Below are 21,764 nucleotides of genomic sequence, written 5' to 3'. Positions count from 1 at the left end.
GCCAAGTCGATCCTGCTCGTGCTGACCGCCCGCGGCTTCCACGTGCCAGAGGATGCCCGCGTCCGGATCACCTCCTGCACCGACCTCGCCCAACTCGAAACCTGGCTCACCCGCGCGGCCACCGCCCACACCCTCGACGATCTGTTCACCTGAGCCCTGGCTCACCACGTCGCCGCGATCACCATGCCGGCCATGCTAGGGGCGATGATGGCGACGTGTAATGCGGTGGACCCGCGATCAGTTGTGCCCGCGCGGCGAGGACCGCTCGGACGGGCTCCGGCGGGCCGAGCCGGTAACCGGGCCACGGGTGGGTGATCCGCGGGCGGAGGCGGCATGGGCAGAAAGGGGGCTCCCCCCTTGGGAGGCGCCGCCTGGAGCGAGCGTCGCGCGAAGCGTTCCGTTCGGAGGGTCGTGTGGTTCGGCCCGAGCCCCCCGACCCGTGGGTTTGACCGGGAGACAGCGGGGTCGGTGCGGGTGACATGCCCTTGATGCGACACAAAAGATGCCTCTTGTGGTGGGAGCGCTCCCAAGACGCTCTTTGTCCACTATAACGCCATAAATCCGGTTTCGAGGGGCTAAACCGCACCATTGGTAACGGTTGCGTTTCGGTGGATTGACGCGCAGACCGCCTAAGTGCACCCTTTGTGGGAGCGCTCCCAAAGACTCCCACCGCGGCGGAGCGCGTGCCGCGGTGCACTCCCCCAACATTCACCCGAGAAGGGGTCCACCATGATGATCAGCAAGCGTCGCGGCGGTCTTGCCGCGGCCTCGGCTCTGGCCGCGGCGGCGCTGACCGTCGCGTCCTGCGGTTCTGGCGGCAGCGGTACGGAGTCCAGCAGCGCTCCCGCCTCCTCGGCGGCGGCAGAGCCGGTCACCATCCGTGTGCAGACGTTCGGCGGCGGCACCAACTTCGGCTACAAGAACGCCATCACGAAGTGGAACGCCGAGCACAAGGACATCCAGATCAAGGAGGAGCACCTCACCGACCAGTTCGAGCAGCAGTACTGGCCGCAGATGATCCAGTGGCTGCAGGCCGGGAACGGCGCCGGCGACGTGGTCGGCATCGACGAGGGCGGCATGGGCCTGGCCAAGGCGCACCCCGAGTGGTGGGCCGACCTCAAGGAGTTCGGCCTGGACGGCCGCAAGGCGGACTACCCCGCGTGGAAGTGGGAGAACGGCGTCACGGCCGACGGCAAGCTGTTCGGCCTGGGCACCGACATCGGCGGCATGAGCATCTGCTACCGCGCGGACCTGTTCAAGAAGGCCGGGCTGCCGTCCGACCGCGAGAAGGTCAGCGCCCTCTGGCCCACGTGGGACGAGTTCATGAACGTCGGCAAGACGTTCCAGTCGAAGGTCAAGGACACCAAGTTCACCGACGGCACGAACACGCTCTACCAGGTCGTCCTCTACCAGGAGGCGGCCAAGAACGGCAACGTGACGTACTTCGACAAGGACAACAACCTCATCGTCGACAAGAACCCGGCGGTGAAGACGGCCTTCGACTTCGCGACGAAGATCAGCCAGCAGGGCCTGACCGCCAAGCTGCGCAACTTCACCGAGGAGTGGGCGGCGGGCACCCAGAAGGGCGCGTTCGCCACACTCGGCTGCCCGTCGTGGATGCTCGGCGCGGTCAGCGGCAACGCCGGCGACACCGGCAAGGGCAAGTGGGACGTGGCGGCCGTGCCGGGCGGCGGCGGCAACTGGGGCGGCTCCTGGCTGGCCGTGCCCAAGCAGTCGAAGCACCCGAAGGAGGCGGCGATGGTCGCCGACTACCTGACGAACGCGCAGACCGAGGCGAGCATCTTCAGCGACTTCGGCAACATGCCCAGCAACACGCAGGCCCAGCAGGACCCGGCGGTGCAGGGGGCGAAGAACGAGTACTTCAACGACGCCCCCATCGGTGAGATCTTCGCCAAGTCCGCGTCGAGCCTGCAGCCGGTCTTCCTCGGCGTGAAGCACGCCCAGGTCAAGAACGCCATCGAGTCGGTCATCCAGGGCATGGACGACGGCTCGGTCCCGTACGACAAGGCCTGGCAGCAGCTGGTCGACGACGCGGTGAAGGCCGCGGGTTAGTCCCTCCCGCCCGGCCCGCCCACGGCGGGCCGGGCGTGTTGCCGTCACAAGCTGCCGAAAGGTCCGCTATGAGCCTCGACACCCTTCCGCGGGCGGCGCGGAACAACCATCGCCGCGCCCGCCCGCCCGGCCGCCGCTGGCGTTCCCGACTGGACGTCAAGGCGATGCCGTACGCTCTGGTGTCCCCATATTTCTTGCTTTTCGCCGCCTTCGGGTTGTTCCCGTTGGTGTTCACGCTTTACTACTCGCTCTACGATTACGACCTGGCCGGGACCGTCGAATGGGCCGGGCTGGACAACTACACCGCGCTGCTGGGCGACGAGGACTTCTGGAACGCCGTGGTCAACACGGTCGCCATGTTCCTCATCGCCACCGTCCCGCAGATGCTGCTCGCGCTGCTGCTGGCCAACGCGCTGAACAAGCGCTTCAGGCTGCGCCTGCCGATCCGCATGAGCGTGCTGCTGCCGCTGGTCACCTCGGTGGTCGCGGTCGCGGTCGTGTTCACGCAGCTGTACGCACGTGACTGGGGCCTGGTCAACTGGGTCCTCAGCTGGTTCGGCGTGGACAAGACGAACTGGCGGGCCGAGCGGATCCCCGCCTGGATCGCCATCGCCACCATGGTCGACTGGCGCTGGACCGGCTACAACGCGATCATCTTCCTGGCCGGCATGCAGACGATCCCGCGCGATCTGTACGAGGCAGCCGCGATCGACGGCGCGTCCCGGCGCAGGCAGTTCTGGCAGATCACGCTGCCGATGCTGCGCCCGACCATGATCTTCGTGGTGCTCAACTCCACGATCGGCGGCCTGACGCTGTTCTCGGAGCCGACCACGTTCTACGGCGGCAACGTCGACGGCGGTTCACAGGGGCAGTTCCAGACGGTGGCGATGTTCATCGTCAAGCAGGGTTTCCGCGAGTTCGACTACGGCTACGCCGCGGCGGCCGCCTGGCTGCTGTTCCTCCTCATCCTCATCGGAGCGGCGATCAACTTCCTCGTGGTGCAGAGAATCGGGGGCAGGAAATGAACAACTTCTCCCCCACGCTCTTCACCAGGGTGATGCTGGGCGTGGCGGTCGTGCTGTCGGCGTTCCCGCTGTACTGGATGCTGGTCATCGCCTCCCGTACGAACGCCGACGCGATCGCGGTGCCGCCGCCGTTCCTGCCGGGCGGGAACCTGGGCGACAACATCGTCGAGGTGCTCAACAACGAGGACGCCAAGTTCCTGCTGGGCCTGACGAACTCGTTCATCGTGTCGAGCGTCGTCACCGTCTCCGTGGTGATCATCTCGACGCTGGCCGGCTTCGCGTTCGCCAACTTGTCCTTCAAGGGCAGGAACCTGCTGCTGGTGCTGGTGCTGCTGACCATGGCGGTGCCGCTGCAGCAGATGGGCGTGGTGCCGCTCTACCGGCTCATGGTGAGCCTGGAGTGGACCGGCACGCTGAAGGCGGTCATCCTGCCGTACCTGCTCAACGGGTTCGGCGTGTTCCTGATGACGCAGTACACGCGCCAGGCCGTGCCGATGGAGCTGGTCGAGGCGGCCCGGGTGGACGGCGCCGCCACGCTGCGGATCTGGTGGAACGTCGTACTGCCCGCCGTGCGGCCCGGCATGGCCGTGCTCGGCATCAACACGTTCATGCTCATGTGGAACGACTTCATGTGGCCGCTGATCGTGCTGACCCCGGACAACCCGACCGTGCAGATCGCGATCACCTCGCTCAACGCCAGGTTCTCCACGAACTACACGTTGATCTTCGCGGGCACGGCGCTGTCCATCATCCCGCTCATCGCGGTATTCATCGCATTCGGCCGGCAGATCGTCGGCGGCCTCATGGAAGGTGCTGTCAAGGCGTGACGACACAAGAGGAACAGACGCGTTCCGGGCTGCGCTTCCCTGCGGGCTTCGCGTGGGGCGCGGCGACCTCGGCGTACCAGGTGGAAGGGGCCGTGGCCGAAGACGGGCGCGGCGTGTCCATCTGGGACACGTTCACCAGGACGCCGGGGCGGATTCTCAACGGGCACAACGCGGACGTGGCCATCGACCACTACCACCGCTACCGTCAGGACGTCGAGATCATGGCGGAGCTGGGCCTGTCGGCCTACCGCTTCTCGGTCTCCTGGCCTCGCATCCAGCCGACCGGCTCCGGGAAGATCAACCACAAGGGGCTGGACTTCTACAAGCGGCTGGTGGACGAGCTGCGCGAGCATCGCATCGATCCCTGGCTGACCCTCTACCACTGGGACCTGCCCCAGGAACTGGAGGACAGGGGCGGCTGGCCCAACCGCGACACGGCCTACCGGTTCGCGGACTACGCCGCCGCCGTGCACGAGGCGCTGAAGGACCACGTGCACACGTTCAGCACGGTCAACGAGCCGTGGTGCGCCGCGTTCCTCGGCTACGCCTCCGGGGAGCACGCCCCGGGCAGGCGTGAGCCGCAGAACGCGATCAGGGGCGCGCACCATCTCAACCTGGCGCACGGGCTGTCGGTGCAGGCGATGAACGCCCGGCGGGTCGGCGGCTGCGTGAACCTGTACGCGGTCACCCCCGCCACCGGCAGCGCCGAGGACCAGGAGGCGGCGCGGCGCATCGACGGCCTGCAGAACCGGTTCTTCCTGGACGCGCTGCTCACCGGGCGCTACCCGGAGGACGTGCTGGCCGACATGCCCTTCGACATCGACTTCATCGAGCCGGGCGACATGAAGACCATCGCCGCCCCCATCGACGTGCTGCTCGTCAACTACTACAGCCGCTTCACGGTCTCGGGAGCACCAGGCGGCAGGGCGTCGGCGGCCGCGGCTCCGACGGACACGGCCTCGCCGTGGGTCGGCAGCGAGCACGTGTCGTTCGTCAACGCCGGCCGCCCGGTCACCGCGATGGGCTGGGAGATCGACGAGAGCGGCCTGGTGGAGGTCCTGACGAGGGTGGCGCGGGACTACCCGCCGATCCCCATGGTGGTCTCCGAGAACGGCGCCGCCTTCGACGACGTGCTCGCCGACGGCCGGGTGCACGACCGGAAGCGGCAGGCGTACGTGGAGGCGCACCTCGGCGCCTGCAAGCAGGCCATCGACGCCGGCGTGCCCCTGGAGGGCTATTTCGCCTGGTCACTCATGGACAACTTCGAGTGGGCCTGGGGTTACGGAAAGCGGTTCGGCCTGGTACGCGTGGACTTCGAGACCCAGGAACGGCTGTTGAAGGACAGCGCGATCTGGTACTCGGAGATCATCCGGCAGAATAGGCGACATGAACCGACCGACTCTTGAGGCAGTCGCGGCTCGGGCCGGGGTGGGCCGGGGCACGGTGTCGAGAGTCATCAACGGCTCGCCGAACGTCAGTGCCAAGGCCCGCGAGGCCGTGGAGCTGGCCATCCGCGAGCTGGGCTACGTGCCCAACCGCGCGGCGCGCGCCCTGGTGACGCGCCGCACCGACACGGTGGCGCTGGTGGTGTCCGAGTCGCAGCTGCGGGTCTTCGACGACCCGTTCTTCGCCGGCACCATCCGCGGCATCGGCTCGGCGCTGTCCGAGACGGGCCTGCAGCTCATCCTGGCGATGGCCCGCACCACCGAGGAGTACGACCGGCTGGAGCACTACCTGACGGGGCAGCACGTCGACGGCGTGCTGCTCCTGTCGTTGCACGGTGCCGACCCCCTGCCGGAGCGGCTGGAGGAGATGGGCGTGCCGACCGTGCTCGGCGGCCGGCCCGTCGGCCTCGATCCGCACAGCTACGTCGACATGGACAACAGGGCAGGGGCCCGGCAGGCGGTCAAGCACCTGCTGGGCCTCGGCCGCACCCGCGTCGCGACCATCGCCGGTCACCAGGACATGGGCGTGGGCGTCGACCGTCTGGCCGGCTACCGCGACGCGCTGCTGACCACCGGTCTGCCGGAGCTGGTGGCGTACGGTGACTTCTCGGAGGAGAGCGGCGCGGCTGCGATGACCGAGCTGCTGGAGGCCCATCCCGACCTCGACGCGGTCTTCGCCGCGTCCGACCCGATGGCCCTGGGCGCGATGCGCGTGCTCAAGACCGCGGGCCGGGCGATCCCCGGCGACGTCGCGGTGATCGGGTTCGACGACTCCAAGGCCGCTCTGCACGCCGATCCGCCGCTGACCACGGTGCACCAGCCGACCGAGCAGATGGGCCGGCAGATGGCCCGGCTGCTGGTGGCCCGCATCAACGGCGAGGAGCTGCGCCAGCCCGTGGTGATTCTCGACACCCACCTCGTACGCCGGGAGTCCGCATGAGAGGCTCCATGAACAACAGGCCCCCTGAACAGTAGGACCAGTGGACAGTAGAACGAAGCGCCGGTTATCCGACGCCGACCTCGACGCCCTGACCCGGCGCGCGCTGGGCGCCGGGGTCGTCGCCGCGACCGAGCTGACCGACGGCTACGCCAACGCCGTCTGGCGGCTGGAGCTGGACGACGGTCGGGGGGTGGTGCTCAAGCTGTCGCCGCCGCCCGACCTCGAGCAGCTCAGCTACGAGCGCAACCTGCTGCGCATGGAGGCGGCGGCGTACGAGCTGGCGATGCGGGCCGGCGTGCCGGTGGCGACGCTGCTGCGCGCCGGGTTCGACGACCCGGTGCTGGGCGGCGACTATCTGCTGCTCGGCGCGCTCGACGGGGTCTCGTGGAACGCCGTCAAGCCCGAGGGCGAGGACGCGCTGCGCAGAGAGCTGGGCGGCCACCTGGCCAGGTTCCACGCGGTGACCGGCGAGGTGTTCGGCTACCCGCACGCCGGGATCGTGGGCGCCACCTGGCGGGAGGCGTTCCTGGCGATGGTGGGGGCGCTGCTCGGCGACACCGAGCGCTGGCCGACGCCGCTGCCGCGCCCGGCCGGGGAGATCATGGCCGTGGTGCAGTCGGTCTCGGATGTGCTGGACGAGGTGACGACGCCGCGGCTGGTGCACTTCGACGTGTGGCAGGGCAACGTCTTCCTCGACCTCACCGGACCGCCGCGGATCCAGGCCATCATCGACCACGAGCGGGCGTTCTGGGGCGACCCGCTCGCCGAGTTCGTCACGCCGACGGCCTTCCGGGAGCTGGCGGAGGACGACCCGCTGCTGGTGGGCTACCGCGAGGTGACGCCGCTGGAGCTCACCCCGGCGGCGCACACCCGGCTCGACCTCTACCGCGTCTACCTCTACCTGATCCTGCTGGTGGAGAACGGCCCCCGGCAGTACCCGGAGGAGGAGTACGCCCGGCTCCGCGACGGCGCGTACGGCTCGCTGACCACCGTGCTGGACCGCCTGGCGCCGGGCGCGGCCGGGTAGCCGGGGTTCAGGCCTCTGGCAGCTCGGCCTGGAGGATGGGCGAGGTGGTGGGCCGGTCCGACCCGGCCGCGGGCTCCACGGTCAGGGCCACGCGCTCGTCCCCCCGCTCCGGCGTGAGCAGCAGCGGCGTCGTCAGGCCGCTGCCGGCGGGCTCCAGCAGGCCGGCCGGGCGCGGGCCGCCGGGGCCCGTGATCCACAGCTCGTACGCCTTGGCCGCGGGCAGCGCGGGCAGCCCGGACGCGGTGAACACCATGCGGTCCCTGGAGCGGGAGATCACGACCGTGCCGGTGCCGCCCGAGGTGGCGGGCCGGCGTACCGTCCGGGCGTCGGGGGCGGCCAGCACGGCGATCACCTCCGCCTGGCGCGCGGTCAGGTCGGTCATGTCGTTCAGGTCGCGGCGGGCGTCGAGGGCGAGCGCGCCGAACGCCACGGCGGCCGCGGTGGCCGCCGCCGCCAGGGCCGCCGTCACCTTCGCCCGCCCCCGCCGCAGCCCGATGACCCGCCCCGGCGCGCTGTCCGGCCGCCTGGCGGGCGCCTCCACGGGCCGGGGAGCGGCGGGACCGGGCGCCGGGGCGGGTGGCGGCGTGGGCGGGGCTGCGGGGTGGCGAGAGTCGTGCGCCGCGGCGAGCAGGCGCTCCCGGAGGGCGGCGGGCGGCGGCTCGGCCACCGCCGCCGCCAGCCTGGCCGCCGTCTCCCGCAGCCGCCGCACCTCTCCCCCGCACGCCCGGCACGCCACCAGGTGCCGCTCGAACAGCGCCCCCTCGGCGTACGGCAGCGCGTGCACGGCGTAGGCTGCGGCGAGGGCGTGGAGGTCGTCGGTCATCGTCCACTCCCTTGTGAGAGGCGGCTCACGCATGTACTTCGGCCGCTCGGGCATGTCGGATGGCCGTGAGGGGTTGCTCTTTTCCCGTGACGTGAGACAATCTCACCGGGTGATGAATTATGAACTGTGTGATCGCGGGCGGCGGCCCGGCGGGCGCGATGCTCGCGCTGCTGCTGGCCAGGGCGGGCGTCGAGGTGACGCTGCTGGAGAAGCACGGCGACTTCCTGCGTGACTTCCGCGGCGACACGATCCACCCCTCCACGTTGCAGGTGCTCGACGAGCTCGGGCTGGCCGAGGAGTTCCTGAGGATCCCGCACAGGAAGACGTACGGGGTCAGCCTGGCCACCGACGTCGGCGACATCAGGCTGGCGAGCCTGCGCGGCATGCCCGGAAAATACGACTACATTGCGTTCGTCCCGCAATGGGATTTCCTGAAGCTCGTCACCTCGGCCGCCGCGAAATACCAGGGCTTCCGGCTGCTCATGAACGCCGAGGCGTACGACCTGATCCGCGACGGCGGGACCGTGCGCGGGCTGCGCTACCGCGACGAGTCGGGCGAGCACGAGATCAGGGCGGATCTGACGGTCGCCGCCGACGGGCGGCACTCGACGCTGCGCGAGCGGGCTGGGCTCGTGCCGAAGGAGCTCGGCGCGCCGATGGACGTCGTGTGGTTCCGGCTGCCCCGGCAGCCGTCCGACCGCGACGACACGTTCCTGCGCATCTCCACCGGCAACATGCTGGTCGCGATCAACCGGCAGAGCTACTGGCAGCTGGCGTACATCATCCCCAAGGGCGGGTTCGACGAGCTCGTCCGCGCGGGCATCGACGCCCTCCGCGAGCCGGTCACGTCGCTCCTGCCCTGGCTGGCCGACCGGATCGGCCAGATAGGAGGCTACGACGACGTCAGCGTGCTCACGGTGGCCGTCAACCGGCTGCACCGCTGGCACCGGCCCGGGTTCCTGTGCATCGGGGACGCCGCGCACGCCATGTCGCCGGTGTTCGGCGTGGGGATCAACCTGGCCGTGCAGGACGCGGTCGCCGCCGCCAACCTGCTGGCGGGCTCGCTCAGGTCCGGCGCGCCGATCCCGGAGTCGACCCTGCACCTGCTGCAGCGGCGCCGGATGTGGCCCACGCGGGTCACGCAGGCGGCCCAGCGGGTGGTCCAGAAGCTGGTGATCGAGAAGGCGCTGCGGCGCCGCATCGACCCCTCGCGGCTGCGGCGCGACCTCACGACGATCCCCCTGGTCAACCGGGTCGTGCGGCGCTTCATCGGGTTCGGGGTCCGGCCCGAGCACGTGACAGTGCCGGAGGGCTGATCCGGTGCGCGGGCGGACGACCCGGCGCACACGCCCGGGAGGATGGCCAAAACGTGGACAAGGCGGTCGGCAGGGTGGAGCCAGTGGATTACCCTCGTATCTCGTGAGCAGCAATCTCGTGGATCTCGATTCCTGGCGAGCCCTCCCCGCGGCGCAGCAGCCAGACTGGCCCGACCGCGGCGAGCTCGACAAGGTCGTCGCCGAGCTCGGCGGCCTGCCTCCGCTGGTGTTCGCCGGAGAGTGCGACCAGCTCAAGGAGCAGCTGGCCGCCGTCGCCCGTGGCGAGGCCTTCGTCCTGCAGGGCGGCGACTGCGCGGAGACCTTCTCCGGCGCGACCGCCGACAACGTGCGCAACAAGCTCAAGACGCTGCTGCAGATGGCGATCGTGCTGACCTACGCCGGCAAGGTGCCGGTCGTGAAGATCGGCCGGGTGGCCGGCCAGTTCGCCAAGCCGCGCTCCAAGGCCACCGAGACCCGCGACGGGATCGAGCTGCCGGCCTACCGGGGCGACATGGTCAACGGGTTCGACTTCACCGCCGAGGCGCGCAGGCCCGATCCGTGGCGGCTGCTCAAGGCGTACCACTCCTCGGCCGTGACCCTCAACCTCGCGCGCGCCTTCACCAAGGGCGGCTACGCCGACCTGCGCCAGGTGCACGCCTGGAACCAGGACTTCGTGGCCGAGTCGCCCGCCGGGCGCCGCTACGAGCAGCTGGCCAGGGAGATCGACCAGGCTCTCGCGTTCATGCGGGCCTGCGGGGCCGACCCCGAGGAGTTCCACACGGTGGAGTTCTACTCCTCGCACGAGGCGCTCATCCTCGACTACGACCGGGCGCTCACCCGGATCGACTCGCGTACGGGGCTGCCGTACGACGTGTCAGCGCACATGGTCTGGATCGGCGAGCGCACCCGCCAGCTCGACGGGGCGCACGTCGACTTCTTCTCCAAGATCCGCAACCCCATCGGCGTGAAGCTCGGGCCCACCACGACGCCCGGCGAGGCGGTGTCGCTGGTGGAGCGGCTCAACCCGGGCAACGAGGCGGGGCGGCTCACGTTCATCACCCGCATGGGCGCCTCCAAGATCCGCGAGCACCTGCCGGCCCTGGTCAAGGAGGTCACGGCCACGGGGGCGCGGGTGGCGTGGATCTGCGACCCGATGCACGGCAACACGTTCGAGGCGCCCAGCGGCCACAAGACGCGCCGGCTCGACGACGTGCTCGACGAGGTGGCGGGCTTCTTCGAGGTGCACCGCTCGCTGGGCACGCATCCGGGCGGCATCCACATCGAGTTCACCGGCGACGATGTGACGGAGTGCGTGGGCGGCGGCCACGAGATCGCGGAGGACGACCTCGCCACCCGCTACGAGACCGCCTGCGACCCGCGGCTCAACCGCGGCCAGTCGCTCGACCTGGCCTTCCGCGTCGCGGAGCTCTACCGCGGCTGATCGTGACCCGGCTCCGGCCGGTTGCCGGCGCGTCCGTCCCGTCCCGGGAGGGCGCGCCGCGTCGCGTGTGAGTGCCGCGTCACATGTGAGTGATGTGCGTCTCATCGCGCCGAGGAGAAGAACGGAATTCCCGGGAAAACTGAGGTTCCACGGATATGATCTCCCGAAATAGGGCGAAATTTCGGGAGATGACCGTGGACAGTGCCCCCGAGGGGGTGGACCCCAACGTCCCCAACGTCGCGCGTATGTACGACTACTACCTCGACGGCAAGGACAACTTCGCGGCCGACCGGGCAGCCGCCGAGCAGATCCTGCGGACGTTCCCCCACACCAAGGAGGGCGCCCGCGCGAACCGGGCCTTCCTGCGCCGCGCCGCGCGGCACGTGGTGGACTCGGGCGTGCGCCAGATCGTGGACCTCGGCGCGGGCCTGCCGACCCAGGGGAACACGCACGAGATCGCCCCGGAGGCCCGGGTCGTCTACGTCGACAACGACCCGGTGGTGTGCGTGCACGGCCGCGCCCTGCTGGCCAGGACCGACGGCGTGGACTTCCTGCAGGCCGACGTGCGCGAGACGGACGCCCTGATCGACAAGCTGGGCGGGCTGGTGGACTTCGACCGGCCGGTGGCGTTCCTGATGCTGGCGATCCTGCACTTCGTCCCGGACGAGATCGCGTACGACCTGGCGGCGAAGGTGCGCGCGGCCAGCGCGCCCGGCAGCCGGCTGGTGGTCAGCCACGCCATCGATCCCACGCCCGACACCACGCCGCAGGCCGTGGAGGTCTACCGCAAGGCGACGGCCGCGCTCAACCTGCGCACCCGCGAGGAGATCCTGCGCTTCTTCGACGGCTACGAGCTGGAGGAGCCGGGGCTGACGTACCCGAACGGCTGGCGCCCCGACGACCCGGACGCGCCGGGCAACGGGATCACGTTCGGATACGTCGGGGTCGCCCGCAAGCCCTGAGCACGGCTCGTCCAGGCCGGCGTACGAGTGCGGGCGAAAGCCTGACACCCGCCCCCGCGGGTCCGGGTGCGGCGAGTTCCGCTGCCGCGATCTCCCCCGCATTAGGGGGATAAGCTGGGATTATGCGCTTTGGGGTGCTTGGCCCGGTGCAGGTGTGGACGGCCGGGGGAGAGCCGGTGGCGGTCCCGGAGACCAAGGTGCGCGCCGTGCTGGCCGACCTGCTGGTGCATCAGGGACGCCCGGTGTCGGCGGACCGGTTGATCGACGACGTGTGGGGAGACGATCTGCCGGCCAACCCCATGAGCGCGCTGCAGCTGAAGGTGTCCCGGCTGCGGCATGCCCTGGAGGCGGCCGAGCCCGGTGGCGGGGAGCTGGTGTCCTCGCGCCCGCCGGGATACCTGCTGAGCGCCGAGGCCGAGGCCGTGGACGCGGGGCGGTTCGCGATCCTGACCTCCCGGGCGCTGGAGAGTGCCGATCCTCAGGTCAGGGCGGGTCTGCTGGCCGAGGCGCTGGCCCTGTGGCGGGGTCCGGCGTTCGCCGATTTCGCCGGTGACGACTTCGTCCGCTCGGCCGCCGCGCGACTGGAGGAACAACGGCTGACGACCGTGGAGATGCACGCGGAGGCACGGCTGGAGCTCGGCGAGCACGCCCTGCTGGTGGGCGAGCTGGGCGATCTGGTGGCGCACCATCCGCTGCGGGAGCGGTTGCGGGCCATCCAGATGCGCGCCCTGTATCGCGCGGGGCAGCAGAACGAGGCCCTGGCCAGCTATGGCGAGCTGCGCGAACGGCTGGCCGAGGAGCTGGGTCTGGACCCCGGCCCCGAGCTGGTGGCTCTGCATCAGGCGATCCTGGAGCAGAGCCCGGCGCTGAACGGCCCGGCCTCGCCCCCGGGGACGGGCACGACCGGCCTTCAGCGGCTTCCGGCGGAGGTGACCAGCTTCGTCGGCCGCGGACACGAGATCACCATGGGCAGGACCCTGCTGAGCCGTGCCCGGCTGGTGACCCTGACCGGGGTCGGCGGGGTCGGCAAGACCCGTCTGGCCCTGCGCCTGGCCGCCGAGACGGCGCCGGGGTTCCGCCACGGCGCATGGCTGGTCGATCTCGCCCCGCTGCAGGACGAGGACCTGGTCGCGGCCACGGTCGCGGCCACGCTGGGGCTGGGCGGGCAGACCACCTCCTCGCCGCTGGCGCACCTGAGCGACTACCTGGCCGACAAGCACCTGCTGATCGTCCTGGACAACTGCGAGCACCTGATCGACGCGTGCGCGAACCTGGCCGCCACCCTCCTGGCCGGCGCGCCCGACCTGCGGATCCTGGCGACCAGCCGCCAGCCGCTGGGCATCGAGGGCGAGTCGATCCTGCCCGTGCCACCGCTGGAGGTCCCGCCGGCGCCGGTGTCCCTGCCCGCCGCGCTGGCCTCCGAGGCCGTGCAGCTGTTCGTCGACCGGGTGGCCGCCGTCTGCCCCGACTTCACGCTCACGGCGGCCAACAGCGACGCCGTGGCCGGGGTCTGCCGGCGGCTGGACGGCATCCCGCTGGCCATGGAGCTCGCCGCGGTCCAGGTCCGGGCCCTGTCCATGGAGGGGGTACGCGCTCGGCTCGATCACCGCTTCGACCTGCTGGCCAAGGGACGGCGGGCGGTGCTGCCCCGGCATCAGACGCTGCGCGCGGCGGTCGAGTGGAGCTACGAGATGTGCTCCGCCGCCGAGAAGACCCTCTGGGCCAGGATGTCGGTCTTCGCCGGCGGATGCGATCTGGAGGCCGTCGAGGACGTGTGCACCGACGGCGCCCTACCGCCGGAATCCATGTACGCGCTGGTGGCCGACCTGGTCGACAAGTCCGTCATCTTCCGCCAGGAGGACGGCGCCCAGCCGCGCTACCGCCTGCTGGAGACCATCCGGGAGTTCGGCGAGGAGCGGCTGGCCTCCTCGGGAGAGCTGGCACAGATGCGCGCACGGCACTGCGACTACTACCGGCGCCTGATCCTGCGCGCCTCGTCGGAGCTGTTCGGCCCGCACCAGATCGACTGGCTGATCCGGCTCCGGCGGGAGCAGCCGAACATCCGCACCGCTCTGGAGCACAGCCTCAGCACCCCCGGCCTGGAGCGGGGCGCGCTGGAAGCGTCGACCGCCCTGCGTAACGTCTGGATTCTCACCGGTGCGCTGCGCGAGGGCAGCCGCTGGCTGCGGCGGGCGCTGGAACTCAACCCCGAGGCCACGCACACCCGCGCCGCGGCCTTCAACGCCCGCGCGTACCTGCTGGTCCTGCTCGGGGACATCGACGCCGCCCTGGAGGCGACGCGGGAAAGCCGCGCCCTCGGCGACCGGCTGGATGACCCACGGGCCCGCGCGTGGGCGGACATGTGCGCCGGGGCGGCCTGGATGTACGCGGGCGACCTGCCCGAGGCCCTGCGGCTGCTCCAGCAGGCGCTCACCGAGCAGCGCCGGCTGGGCGACCCGCTCTCCCTGGGCATCACCCTGCGCCACCTGTCGATGGCCGCGGCGGCCGCCGACGACCCGCGGGCAGCGGACTACGCGCAGGAATATCTGGACATCTGCCGGTCCCGCGGGGCGGAGACATCGACGTCCTGGGCCCAGTGGGTGGTGGGTCTCGGGCTGATCCAGCGGGGGGACGCCGAGCGCGGCGTCGCCCGCATCCGTGAGTCGCTGCGGCCCCAGACCCGGACAGAGGATCTGGCCGGCGAGGCCTTCTGCGTCGAAGTACTGGCCTGGGCCGCGGCGCTCACCGGCGAGACGGAGCGCGCCGCCCGGCTCTTCGGCGCCGCGCACGCGATCTGGCGCAAGGTCGGGAGCTCGCTCGGCGAGTCCCTGTACTTCCAGCGCCTGCGCGCGCCCTACGAGAGACGCGTGCGGGACGCCCTCGGCGACGAGGCGTACACCTCGCTCTTCAACGACGGGGACAAGCTGGACGTCGACGACGGCGTCCGTTATGCCTTGCGGGAGCCGGCGCCCGATCCCTGCGCCGCCGCCGCGCCCGCCGGCGATGCGGCGCCGCCCCCCGGGCCGTGACGTCGGGGCCGCTAGCCCTGCTGCTGCTTCATCTCCTCGGCCAGCTCGGCCCGGATGGCGTCCATGTCGAGCGCCCGCACCTGGCGGATCAGGTCTTCCAGGGCGGGCGCCGGGATGGCGCCGGCCTGGGCGAAGACCACGATGCCGTCGCGGATGGCCATGAGCGTGGGGATCGAGGTGATGTCGAAGCCCTGGGCGAGGCCCTGCTCGGCGTCGGTATCGATCTTGCCGAAGGTGACGTCGTCGTGCTTGTCGGACGCCTGCTCGAAGATCGGGCCGAACTTCTTGCACGGCGGGCACCACTCCGCCCAGAAGTCGAGCAGCACGATCCCCTTGTCGGCGATGTCGTTGAAGTTCTTCTCGGTTACTTCGATGGTCGCCACAAGTGGCTCCTCGTTCCTCGTCGGAGTGTGTCGGCGCTGGAGGCGCGCCCGCCGGCCAGCTTCGTCAACGGTTGTCAACCACGTACCCAGCACCAGCATTCCATGCTCCGGGCGGGACCGCGCGCCGGGCGGGGCGGGCGATCCGGGCGCGCGACCGCCGGCGCAGCGAGCAGAATTTTGTACGCATATTTGCGCATGAATGTGGATACAACATAAAAACATCGATCCTTGACGACGGCGACGGCGGGTATGACCAGTCCATGGACTGGGTCACCTGCGCGTATTCTGCTGCCTGCACCGGAATCGCGAGCCGGCCGACCGGCTTCTGCCTCGCCCACCTCGCGCCCGACCGGCTCGCCGAGGTCCTGGCCGGGATGTCCGCCGGCCGCCTGCTCGACCTGCGCGGCACGACGATCGGCGGCGAACTGCTGTCCAGGGTCCTGGAGGCCACCGGCGGCAGGCCGGGCCGGGCCCGGCTCGACCGGGTCCGCTTCACCGGCGACGTGCGGCTCTCGGGCGTGACGTTCACCGGCGACGTCTCGCTCGACGGAGCCAGGTTCGAGCGGCTGGCCTCGTTCTTCGGCGCGCGGTTCGAGGGCAACGTGTCGCTGGCCGGCGCCAGGTTCACCCGCGAGCTGTCCTTCCACGGCGTCACCGTGCGCGGGCACGTCTCGCTCGACCGGGCCGTGATGTCCCGCGACGCGCTGTTCAGCCAGGCCGACTTCGGTCACCGGCTGTCGTGCGAGCAGGCCAGGTTCGACGGGTACGCCACCTTCGACGGGGCCAGGCTGGGCGACGGGGCCGCCTTCAGGGGGGCGCGCTTCGGCCGTACCCTGTCGTTCCGCAAGGTCAGCGGCCACGCCGGCTTCGACGGCGCGCACTTCGCCTCCGACGCCTACCTCTCGGCCACCGGCCGGCTCTCGGCGGCCCGGGCCCGCGCCGACGGGCTGCTGGACGTGGCGGTGTCGCGCTGCGGCGTCGACCTGCGCGGCGTCGAGGTGGCGGGCGCGACGACGCTGCGGCTCACCGACTCGCAGGCCGACCTGGAGGGCGCCGTGCTGCGCGGCCCCGCCACCGTCACCGGCAAGGGCCGGTCCATGCTGACCTCGCTGCGGCGGGTGGAGGCGGGCAGCCTGGCGCTGTCCGGGCTGGACCTGTCGCTGTGCCGCTTCGCCGGCCTGGCCCAGCCCTCGGGGGTGCGGGTCAAGGACTGCACGTTCGCGCTGACGCCGCGCGGCGTCCGGGTCAGCCTGCGCTGGCCGATGGTGCGCTGGTTCTCGCGGCGCCGCGCGCTCGCCGACGAGCACACCCTGCGCGGCTGGGCGGCGCCGGACGAGCCCGGCGCCACGCCCGACGGGCTGGCCGACCTCTACGCCGGGCTGCAGCCCAGCGACCGCGCCACCTCGACCGACTTCGCGTTCGCGGCCATGGAGATGCGCCGCCAGGCCGGCCACCGCTGGTGGCTGTCGGTCTCGTGGCTCCTGTGCGGGTACGGCCTGCGCCTGGGGCGGGCGGTCGGCTGGTTCGCGCTGCTGGTGGCGGTGATGGCGGCCGCCGTGTTATGGACGTCGACCTCGCACGCCGACCGCCAGCCCGGCCGCTCCATCCCCGCCGCCCACGGGTAGCCCGACCAGCCGACCCGAGCCGCGCACCGCCGGCCCGGCCGGCCGGCGCCGGCGCGATTCTCCCGGTCACTTGGAGATTCCATGCGGCGCCCCTCAACCTCCCTCGCGGCGTGCACGTCCAGCGCTGGATCCTGGACGACGGCTGGTGAGGAAGGGCAAGACGCGCACGCGAGAACCGCGCTGAGCGGACGGCGCTGAGCGCGGCGCTCAGCGGAGGGCGGCGGGCGGACGGCGGTGGGCGGGCCGGTCCCCGCCCCGGCCTGGCGGCGCTGGACGGGCAGGACGGCGGTGGACGGGCAGGACGGCGGTGGGCGGGCCGGTCCCCGCCCCGGCCTGGCGGCGCTGGACGGGCAGGACGGCGGTGGACGGGCAGGACGGCGGTGGACGGGCAGGACGGCGGTGGGCGGGCTGGTTCCGGCCCCGGCCTGGCGGCGCCGGACGGCGGTGGCGGGTTCAGGGGAGGTCGGCCACGACGGCGGCGATGCGGGCGAAGTGGTGCGAGCGCCACCCGCCGCCCATGATCCGGCGGGAGAACTGCTGCACCTCGTCGTCGGGGTCGAAGCCCTCGTGATCGAGGAACAACCTGGTGCCCCTGCCCTCGGGTTCGAGGCGCCAGGTGACCGTCCAGTCGGCGTGCTCGCCGCCCCGCCAGCTGATCCTGAGCAGCTTCTCCGGCTCCAGCTGCAGCACCTCGCAGTGGACGGTGCCGTCGAAGCCGGCGTTCGGCCTGGGCGTCGTGGTGAACGTGAACCGGTGCCCCACCTCGGGTTCGAAGTCGTTGGGCATGAGCCAGCGGGCCACCAGCTCGGGATCGGTGAGCGCGCGCCAGACCTTCGCCGGCGGGTGCGCGATGAACTGGTCGATCCTGATCGCGCGCAGGTCATCGGCCGTCGTGTCGTGGGGCATGGTCCCCGTCCTCCATCTCGTCGGGAAGCTCGTCGAGCAGGGTCGTGAGGGCGGTGAGCCGCTCGCGCCAGAACCGCTCGTACGGTGTGAGCCAGTCGCGCAGCTCCATGAGAGGCGCCGCCTCCAGCCGGTAGTGCCGCTCGCGCCCCTTGCGCGACTCGGCCACCAGCCCCGCGTCCCTGAGCACCTTGAGGTGCTCCGACACGCTGGGCCTGCTCATGTCGAACCGCTCGGCCAGCCGGCCGGCGGGCTGCGCGCCCTCGTCGAGCAGCAGGCGCAGCAGCTCCCGCCGGGCCGGGCTGGCCAGCGCGGCGAAGACGTGGTCGGCCGTCATGCCTGGCTGACCACGAAACCGTTCCCGAACGGGTCGTAGAAGAGCACCTGCCGCCCCCACGCCTCCTCGCTCGGCCCCTCGAAGGCGCATTCGTGCTCGCGCAGCCGCGCGGCCAGGGCGTCGAGGTCGGGCGCGGCCACCACCAGGCCGCCGATCGGCGCCATGTCGGGGAACCAGGAGGCCAGCAGCAGCGTGGTCTCGGCGCCCTTGGGGGCGACGGTGAGCCAGCGGCCCATGGGGAAGGGGTTGTCGGTGCGCACCTCGAAGTCGAGCACGCCGGTGTAGAAGGCGAGCGCCCGCTCCTGGTCGGCGACAGGCACGGTGACGGTGAGGATCTGGGAAATCGGCATGTCGGCCACTATACGTAGGTTTTTTCCTACGCATCAACCCCACCCCCAGAAAATATCGGGGAATTCCCTGATGGGACCCCGAGAACGCGCTCCGTAGACTTGTCGCCATGCGTATCGACGACTATGTGGCGGAGCTCGACCGTGCCCTGGCGGGCCCCCACGGGCCCAAGCAGGACCTGGTCGTCGAGGCGCGCGACAGCCTGACCGACACCGCCGACGCGCTGGAGGCCGACGGGCTGGACCGGGCGGAGGCCGAGCGGGTCGCGGTGGCGGAGTTCGGGCAGGTCGCCGAGATCGCCCCCGGCTACCAGGCCGAGCTGACCGCCGTGGCGGGGCGGCGGCTGGGGTTCCTGCTGCTCATCAGCGTGCCGATGACGGCACTGATGTGGTCGGTGCTCTGGCGCCTCTATCCGGCCACCGGCTACGCCTGGGAGCACATGCCCGTCTGGTACCGGCCCGTCTCGCGGCTGCTGGACGTGTTCCAGCTCTGCGTCGGCCTGTACGGCGGGCTCGCGCTGTTCGCCCTGAGCCGGGGGGCCCGGTGGATCCGCAGGCCCCGGCTGGTCACCAGGTCGCTGGGCGTGACCGTGTGGATCATGCTGCCGGTCTGCGGGGTGCTGAGCGCGCTGCTCTCCTTCGGCTCGCCGGGCGCCAACACGCTGACCGTCCTGCCCGCCGTACTCGCGAACGTGGTGACCTCGGCCTTCTGGGGGCTGCAGATCTACGGCGCCACGCGCTGCCTGCGCGTCACCCGCCCGCGGCCCTGACCTCACGGCCCAGCACAGGGCCCACCTCGGGGCCCACCTCGGGCCCCAGCTGGGAACCTACCTCGGGATCTGGGCGGCCTCCGCGCGCAGCACGCTGCCGATCACGCTCGTGAACTCCTGCCACGCCGAGCGCTCCCCTTCGAGCTGCTTCCTGCCCGAGTCGGTCAGCCGGTAGGTGCGCCGCTTGCGCCCGCCCACCGTCGCCCACTCGCTCGACAGGTAGCCGATGCGCTCCAGCCTGCGCAGCGCCGGATAGACGGTGCCGGTGGGGACGTTGAGCGCGCCTCCGCTGCGTTCCAGCAGCGCCTCGATGATGGCGTAGCCGTGCAGCGGCTCCCGTTCCAGCACGGAGAGCAGGAGCGCGTCCATGTGCCCGCGCAGCGCGTCCGGATTCATGACCCCGATCCTAGATCCCGCGTCGCGGCGGATGCGGCCCCGGTCCGGGGCCTTCGTGAAGTACGGCGGCAGGTACGCATGTAGCCAGTCTACATGTAGGCTGTCTATATGTAGGTAGGCATAACGACCCATCGGAGACGTGATGGATGTACTCGAACTGGCGCGTACGCAGTTCGCCGTGACGGGCAGCCTGCACTTCCTGTTCGTCGTGCTCACGCTGGGCCTGGCGCCGCTCGTGGCGATCATGAACACGCGCTGGGCGCTCTCGCGCAAGCCGGTGCACGAGGCGATGACCCGCTTCTGGGGGCAGGTCTACGTCGTCAACTACGCGCTGGGCATCGTGACCGGGCTGGTGATGGAGTTCCAGTTCGGGCTGTCGTGGAGCGGCCTGTCCGATTACGCGGGCGACGTGTTCGGCGCGCCGCTGGCCATGGAGACGCTGGTGGCGTTCTTCCTGGAGTCCACGTTCCTCGGACTGTGGATCTTCGGGTGGGGGCGGCTGCCCCGGTGGCTGCACCTGGCGTGCATCTGGCTCGTGACGCTGACGGCGTACGCGAGCGCCTTTTACATCATGCTCGCCAACTCGTTCCTGCAGAACCCGGTCGGCACCGTCGAGCGCGGCGGCCGGCTCGACCTGGTCGACTTCGGCGCCCTGCTCGGCAACAAGGCGCTGATCTTCTCCTTCCCCCACGTCATCGGGGCGGGCCTGTTCACGGGGGCCATGGTGCTGGTGGGCGCGAGCGCGTACCAGCTGCGCCGCCGTACCGAGCACGTCGAGTTCTTCACCCGGTCCCTGCGGACCGGGGTGGTCGCGGCGGCCGTCGGGATCGTCCTCACCATGGGGTTCGGGTACGCGCAGTTCGGCGGGGTCCAGGAGGGCAAGTTCGACGGCAACGTGGGCGCGGCGCTGCCGCTGGGGCTCATGATCGAGATAGGGCAGCTGCTCGCTCTGGTCGTGCTGTTGGTGATGCTGCCGATGATCGCGGTGCTGCCGCGGCTGCGGTGGACGCATCCCCTGCTCATCATGATGACGCCACTGCCGTTCGTGCTGGCGATCATGGGCTGGCTGGCGCGCGAGGTGGGGCGGCAGCCGTGGATGATCTGGGAGAAGCTCACCGTGGCCGACGCCATGTCCCCCGGGCTGACCTCTGGCATGATCACGGGCTCGCTCGTCGGGTTCGCCGGCGTGCTGGGGCTGCTGGCGGTGGTCGACTACGTGCTCATCGCCAAGATCATCCGGCGCGGGCCGCGCGACGTGGCCCTGGGCGCCGCCGTCCCCGCCGATGAGCCGCGGTCCCCCGCGCTGAGCTACTGAGGAGTGCTGACATGGAGCTGATCTGGTTCGTCCTCTTCGCGATCCTGCTGGCCGGATATTTCGCCCTTGAGGGGTTCGATCTGGGAGTGGGGCTGCTGCTGCCGGTGCTGGGCAGGACGCGCGAGGGCCGCGACCGCATGGTGGCCGCGATCGCCCCGTACGTGCTGGCCAACGAGGTGTGGCTGGTGGCGGTCGCCGGCACGCTGTTCGGGGTCTACCCGCTGCTGGAGGGCGAGGTCCTGTTCACGCTGTATCCGCTGGTGGTGGCCATGCTGCTGTGCTGGGTCCTGCGCGACGCCGGGTTGTGGTTCCGGCGGCGGCTGGACGGCGCCAGGTGGCGGGGGTTCTGGGACGCGATGATCGCGTTCGGCTCGCTGGGGCTGTCGTTCGGGTGGGGCATGGCGATCTACGCGGCGGCCACCGGCTTCGAGTCGCCGGCCGTGCACCCGCTGGGGATGTTGCTGGGGGCGGTCGTGACCATGGTGTTCGCCTTCCACGGGTGGACGTTCCTGGCATGGCGGGCTCCGGGGACCTTCGGGGCGTCCAGGTCGGTGGCGGCCCTGGCGGTGTCGGCGCTGGTGGCGGCGCTCCCGGCGCTGGGGGTGCTGGTGGGGGCGATGCCGTACCTGCTGGAGCACAGCGCTCCTCCGGCTACGTTGAATGTGCTCAGTGTCATGGCGCTGCCGTGCGCGCCCATCATGCTCGGCGCGCAAATATGGGTATGGCGCACTTTCCGCCCAGGGAAGGACGCCTTCCGGCTCCCGTCGTTCTTCTGAGGGC

20 protein-coding genes are annotated in these 21,764 nt (G+C 71.0%); 14 read left to right on the top strand and 6 right to left on the bottom strand.

What is annotated here, in order from left to right; genetic code table 11:
- The first annotated feature begins 729 nt into the window (after positions 1-729).
- The 6 genes from FH608_RS37475 (at position 730) to FH608_RS37450 (ending at position 7,337) form a co-directional block, all read left to right on the top strand.
- Positions 730-2,073, top strand: a complete 1,344-nt coding sequence (locus FH608_RS37475; RefSeq protein ID WP_139635121.1) for an ABC transporter substrate-binding protein — start codon at positions 730-732, stop codon at positions 2,071-2,073.
- 68 nt (positions 2,074-2,141) lie between these two features.
- Positions 2,142-3,098, top strand: a complete 957-nt coding sequence (locus FH608_RS37470; protein WP_139635120.1) for a carbohydrate ABC transporter permease — start codon at positions 2,142-2,144, stop codon at positions 3,096-3,098.
- The gene (locus tag FH608_RS37465; RefSeq protein ID WP_139635119.1) at positions 3,095-3,925 is read left to right on the top strand and encodes a carbohydrate ABC transporter permease; all 831 of its coding nucleotides are present in this window, start codon (positions 3,095-3,097) and stop codon (positions 3,923-3,925) included. The genes FH608_RS37470 and FH608_RS37465 overlap by 4 nt, the downstream gene beginning before the upstream one ends.
- Positions 3,922-5,331 carry a GH1 family beta-glucosidase gene (locus FH608_RS37460; protein ID WP_139635118.1) on the top strand — a complete coding sequence of 470 codons (1,410 nt, stop codon included), beginning with the start codon at positions 3,922-3,924 and terminating at the stop codon, positions 5,329-5,331. Before FH608_RS37465 ends, FH608_RS37460 begins: the two co-directional genes overlap by 4 nt.
- Positions 5,312-6,310, top strand: a complete 999-nt coding sequence (locus tag FH608_RS37455; protein WP_139635117.1) for a LacI family DNA-binding transcriptional regulator — start codon at positions 5,312-5,314, stop codon at positions 6,308-6,310. Before FH608_RS37460 ends, FH608_RS37455 begins: the two co-directional genes overlap by 20 nt.
- Positions 6,311-6,350: 40 nt before the next feature.
- On the top strand, positions 6,351-7,337 hold the full coding sequence (locus tag FH608_RS37450; protein WP_139635116.1) for a phosphotransferase family protein: 987 nt from the start codon (positions 6,351-6,353) through the stop codon (positions 7,335-7,337).
- A 7-nt stretch (positions 7,338-7,344) separates the two neighbouring features.
- On the opposite strand, the gene FH608_RS37445 is transcribed toward FH608_RS37450, so the two are convergent.
- Positions 7,345-8,160: an anti-sigma factor gene (locus FH608_RS37445; protein ID WP_139635115.1), complete on the bottom strand. Its 816-nt coding sequence runs from the start codon at positions 8,158-8,160 to the stop codon at positions 7,345-7,347.
- Between the two features lie 119 nt (positions 8,161-8,279).
- Between FH608_RS37445 and FH608_RS37440 the strand changes: the two genes are divergently transcribed.
- The 4 genes from FH608_RS37440 to FH608_RS37425 all read left to right on the top strand — a co-directional run bounded on the left by FH608_RS37440 (position 8,280) and on the right by FH608_RS37425 (position 14,908).
- On the top strand, positions 8,280-9,476 hold the full coding sequence (locus FH608_RS37440) for an FAD-dependent oxidoreductase (RefSeq protein ID WP_139635114.1): 1,197 nt from the start codon (positions 8,280-8,282) through the stop codon (positions 9,474-9,476).
- A 103-nt stretch (positions 9,477-9,579) separates the two neighbouring features.
- The gene (locus FH608_RS37435) at positions 9,580-10,917 is read left to right on the top strand and encodes a class II 3-deoxy-7-phosphoheptulonate synthase (protein WP_139635113.1); all 1,338 of its coding nucleotides are present in this window, start codon (positions 9,580-9,582) and stop codon (positions 10,915-10,917) included.
- 188 nt (positions 10,918-11,105) lie between these two features.
- Positions 11,106-11,879 (top strand): SAM-dependent methyltransferase, encoded by a 774-nt coding sequence (locus FH608_RS37430; protein ID WP_139635112.1) that lies wholly within the window; start codon positions 11,106-11,108, stop codon positions 11,877-11,879.
- 122 nt (positions 11,880-12,001) lie between these two features.
- Positions 12,002-14,908, top strand: coding sequence for a BTAD domain-containing putative transcriptional regulator (locus FH608_RS37425; protein WP_139635111.1), 2,907 nt, complete (start codon positions 12,002-12,004; stop codon positions 14,906-14,908).
- A gap of 11 nt (positions 14,909-14,919) precedes the next feature.
- Here FH608_RS37425 and trxA read toward each other — a convergent pair whose 3' ends face one another.
- Positions 14,920-15,291 (bottom strand): thioredoxin, encoded by a 372-nt coding sequence (gene trxA, locus FH608_RS37420; RefSeq protein ID WP_139635110.1) that lies wholly within the window; start codon positions 15,289-15,291, stop codon positions 14,920-14,922.
- 260 nt (positions 15,292-15,551) lie between these two features.
- Between trxA and FH608_RS37415 the strand changes: the two genes are divergently transcribed.
- Complete coding sequence (locus FH608_RS37415) at positions 15,552-16,916, top strand: pentapeptide repeat-containing protein (RefSeq protein WP_139635109.1); 1,365 nt, start codon at positions 15,552-15,554, stop codon at positions 16,914-16,916.
- Positions 16,917-17,369: 453 nt separating this feature from the next.
- Here FH608_RS37415 and FH608_RS37410 read toward each other — a convergent pair whose 3' ends face one another.
- The 3 genes from FH608_RS37410 to FH608_RS37400 are packed head-to-tail and all read right to left on the bottom strand — an operon-like array spanning position 17,370 to position 18,506.
- Complete coding sequence (locus FH608_RS37410) at positions 17,370-17,822, bottom strand: SRPBCC family protein (RefSeq protein WP_139635108.1); 453 nt, start codon at positions 17,820-17,822, stop codon at positions 17,370-17,372.
- Positions 17,797-18,156 (bottom strand): ArsR/SmtB family transcription factor, encoded by a 360-nt coding sequence (locus FH608_RS37405; RefSeq protein ID WP_139635107.1) that lies wholly within the window; start codon positions 18,154-18,156, stop codon positions 17,797-17,799. Before FH608_RS37405 ends, FH608_RS37410 begins: the two co-directional genes overlap by 26 nt.
- Positions 18,153-18,506 (bottom strand): VOC family protein, encoded by a 354-nt coding sequence (locus FH608_RS37400; RefSeq protein ID WP_139635106.1) that lies wholly within the window; start codon positions 18,504-18,506, stop codon positions 18,153-18,155. The genes FH608_RS37405 and FH608_RS37400 overlap by 4 nt, the downstream gene beginning before the upstream one ends.
- A gap of 107 nt (positions 18,507-18,613) precedes the next feature.
- Between FH608_RS37400 and FH608_RS37395 the strand changes: the two genes are divergently transcribed.
- Positions 18,614-19,273: a permease prefix domain 1-containing protein gene (locus FH608_RS37395; protein ID WP_139635105.1), complete on the top strand. Its 660-nt coding sequence runs from the start codon at positions 18,614-18,616 to the stop codon at positions 19,271-19,273.
- 57 nt (positions 19,274-19,330) lie between these two features.
- On the opposite strand, the gene FH608_RS37390 is transcribed toward FH608_RS37395, so the two are convergent.
- Entirely contained in the window at positions 19,331-19,669 is a 339-nt protein-coding gene (locus FH608_RS37390; RefSeq protein ID WP_139635104.1) for a helix-turn-helix transcriptional regulator, read from the bottom strand.
- 142 nt (positions 19,670-19,811) lie between these two features.
- On the opposite strand from FH608_RS37390, the gene FH608_RS37385 reads away from it, so the two are divergent.
- Both FH608_RS37385 and FH608_RS37380 read left to right on the top strand, forming a co-directional pair.
- Complete coding sequence (locus FH608_RS37385) at positions 19,812-20,984, top strand: cytochrome ubiquinol oxidase subunit I (RefSeq protein WP_139635103.1); 1,173 nt, start codon at positions 19,812-19,814, stop codon at positions 20,982-20,984.
- Positions 20,985-20,995: 11 nt separating this feature from the next.
- Positions 20,996-21,760: a cytochrome d ubiquinol oxidase subunit II gene (locus tag FH608_RS37380; RefSeq protein ID WP_139635102.1), complete on the top strand. Its 765-nt coding sequence runs from the start codon at positions 20,996-20,998 to the stop codon at positions 21,758-21,760.
- Positions 21,761-21,764 lie beyond the last annotated feature (4 nt).

It is taken from the genome of Nonomuraea phyllanthi (assembly GCF_006334985.2).
GTDB classification, from domain to species: Bacteria; Actinomycetota; Actinomycetes; order Streptosporangiales; family Streptosporangiaceae; genus Nonomuraea; species Nonomuraea phyllanthi.
Note: the sequence above shows the minus strand (reverse complement) of the source record. Positions and strands in the feature narration are given on the sequence as shown.

Excerpts from the sequence above, each read along its gene's own strand:
- FH608_RS37440 (WP_139635114.1), top strand. The coding sequence starts at position 8,280 with ATGAACTGTGTGATCGCGGGCGGCGGCCCGGCGGGCGCGATGCTCGCG.
- FH608_RS37400 (WP_139635106.1), bottom strand. The coding sequence starts at position 18,506 with ATGCCGATTTCCCAGATCCTCACCGTCACCGTGCCTGTCGCCGACCAG.
- FH608_RS37430 (WP_139635112.1), top strand. The coding sequence starts at position 11,106 with ATGACCGTGGACAGTGCCCCCGAGGGGGTGGACCCCAACGTCCCCAAC.
- FH608_RS37385 (WP_139635103.1), top strand. The coding sequence starts at position 19,812 with ATGGATGTACTCGAACTGGCGCGTACGCAGTTCGCCGTGACGGGCAGC.
- FH608_RS37390 (WP_139635104.1), bottom strand. The coding sequence starts at position 19,669 with ATGAATCCGGACGCGCTGCGCGGGCACATGGACGCGCTCCTGCTCTCC.
- FH608_RS37410 (WP_139635108.1), bottom strand. The coding sequence starts at position 17,822 with ATGCCCCACGACACGACGGCCGATGACCTGCGCGCGATCAGGATCGAC.
- FH608_RS37380 (WP_139635102.1), top strand. The coding sequence starts at position 20,996 with ATGGAGCTGATCTGGTTCGTCCTCTTCGCGATCCTGCTGGCCGGATAT.
- FH608_RS37470 (WP_139635120.1), top strand. The coding sequence starts at position 2,142 with ATGAGCCTCGACACCCTTCCGCGGGCGGCGCGGAACAACCATCGCCGC.
- FH608_RS37395 (WP_139635105.1), top strand. The coding sequence starts at position 18,614 with ATGCGTATCGACGACTATGTGGCGGAGCTCGACCGTGCCCTGGCGGGC.
- FH608_RS37415 (WP_139635109.1), top strand. The coding sequence starts at position 15,552 with ATGGACTGGGTCACCTGCGCGTATTCTGCTGCCTGCACCGGAATCGCG.
- FH608_RS37405 (WP_139635107.1), bottom strand. The coding sequence starts at position 18,156 with ATGACGGCCGACCACGTCTTCGCCGCGCTGGCCAGCCCGGCCCGGCGG.
- FH608_RS37425 (WP_139635111.1), top strand. The coding sequence starts at position 12,002 with ATGCGCTTTGGGGTGCTTGGCCCGGTGCAGGTGTGGACGGCCGGGGGA.
- FH608_RS37445 (WP_139635115.1), bottom strand. The coding sequence starts at position 8,160 with ATGACCGACGACCTCCACGCCCTCGCCGCAGCCTACGCCGTGCACGCG.
- FH608_RS37475 (WP_139635121.1), top strand. The coding sequence starts at position 730 with ATGATGATCAGCAAGCGTCGCGGCGGTCTTGCCGCGGCCTCGGCTCTG.
- FH608_RS37465 (WP_139635119.1), top strand. The coding sequence starts at position 3,095 with ATGAACAACTTCTCCCCCACGCTCTTCACCAGGGTGATGCTGGGCGTG.
- FH608_RS37455 (WP_139635117.1), top strand. The coding sequence starts at position 5,312 with ATGAACCGACCGACTCTTGAGGCAGTCGCGGCTCGGGCCGGGGTGGGC.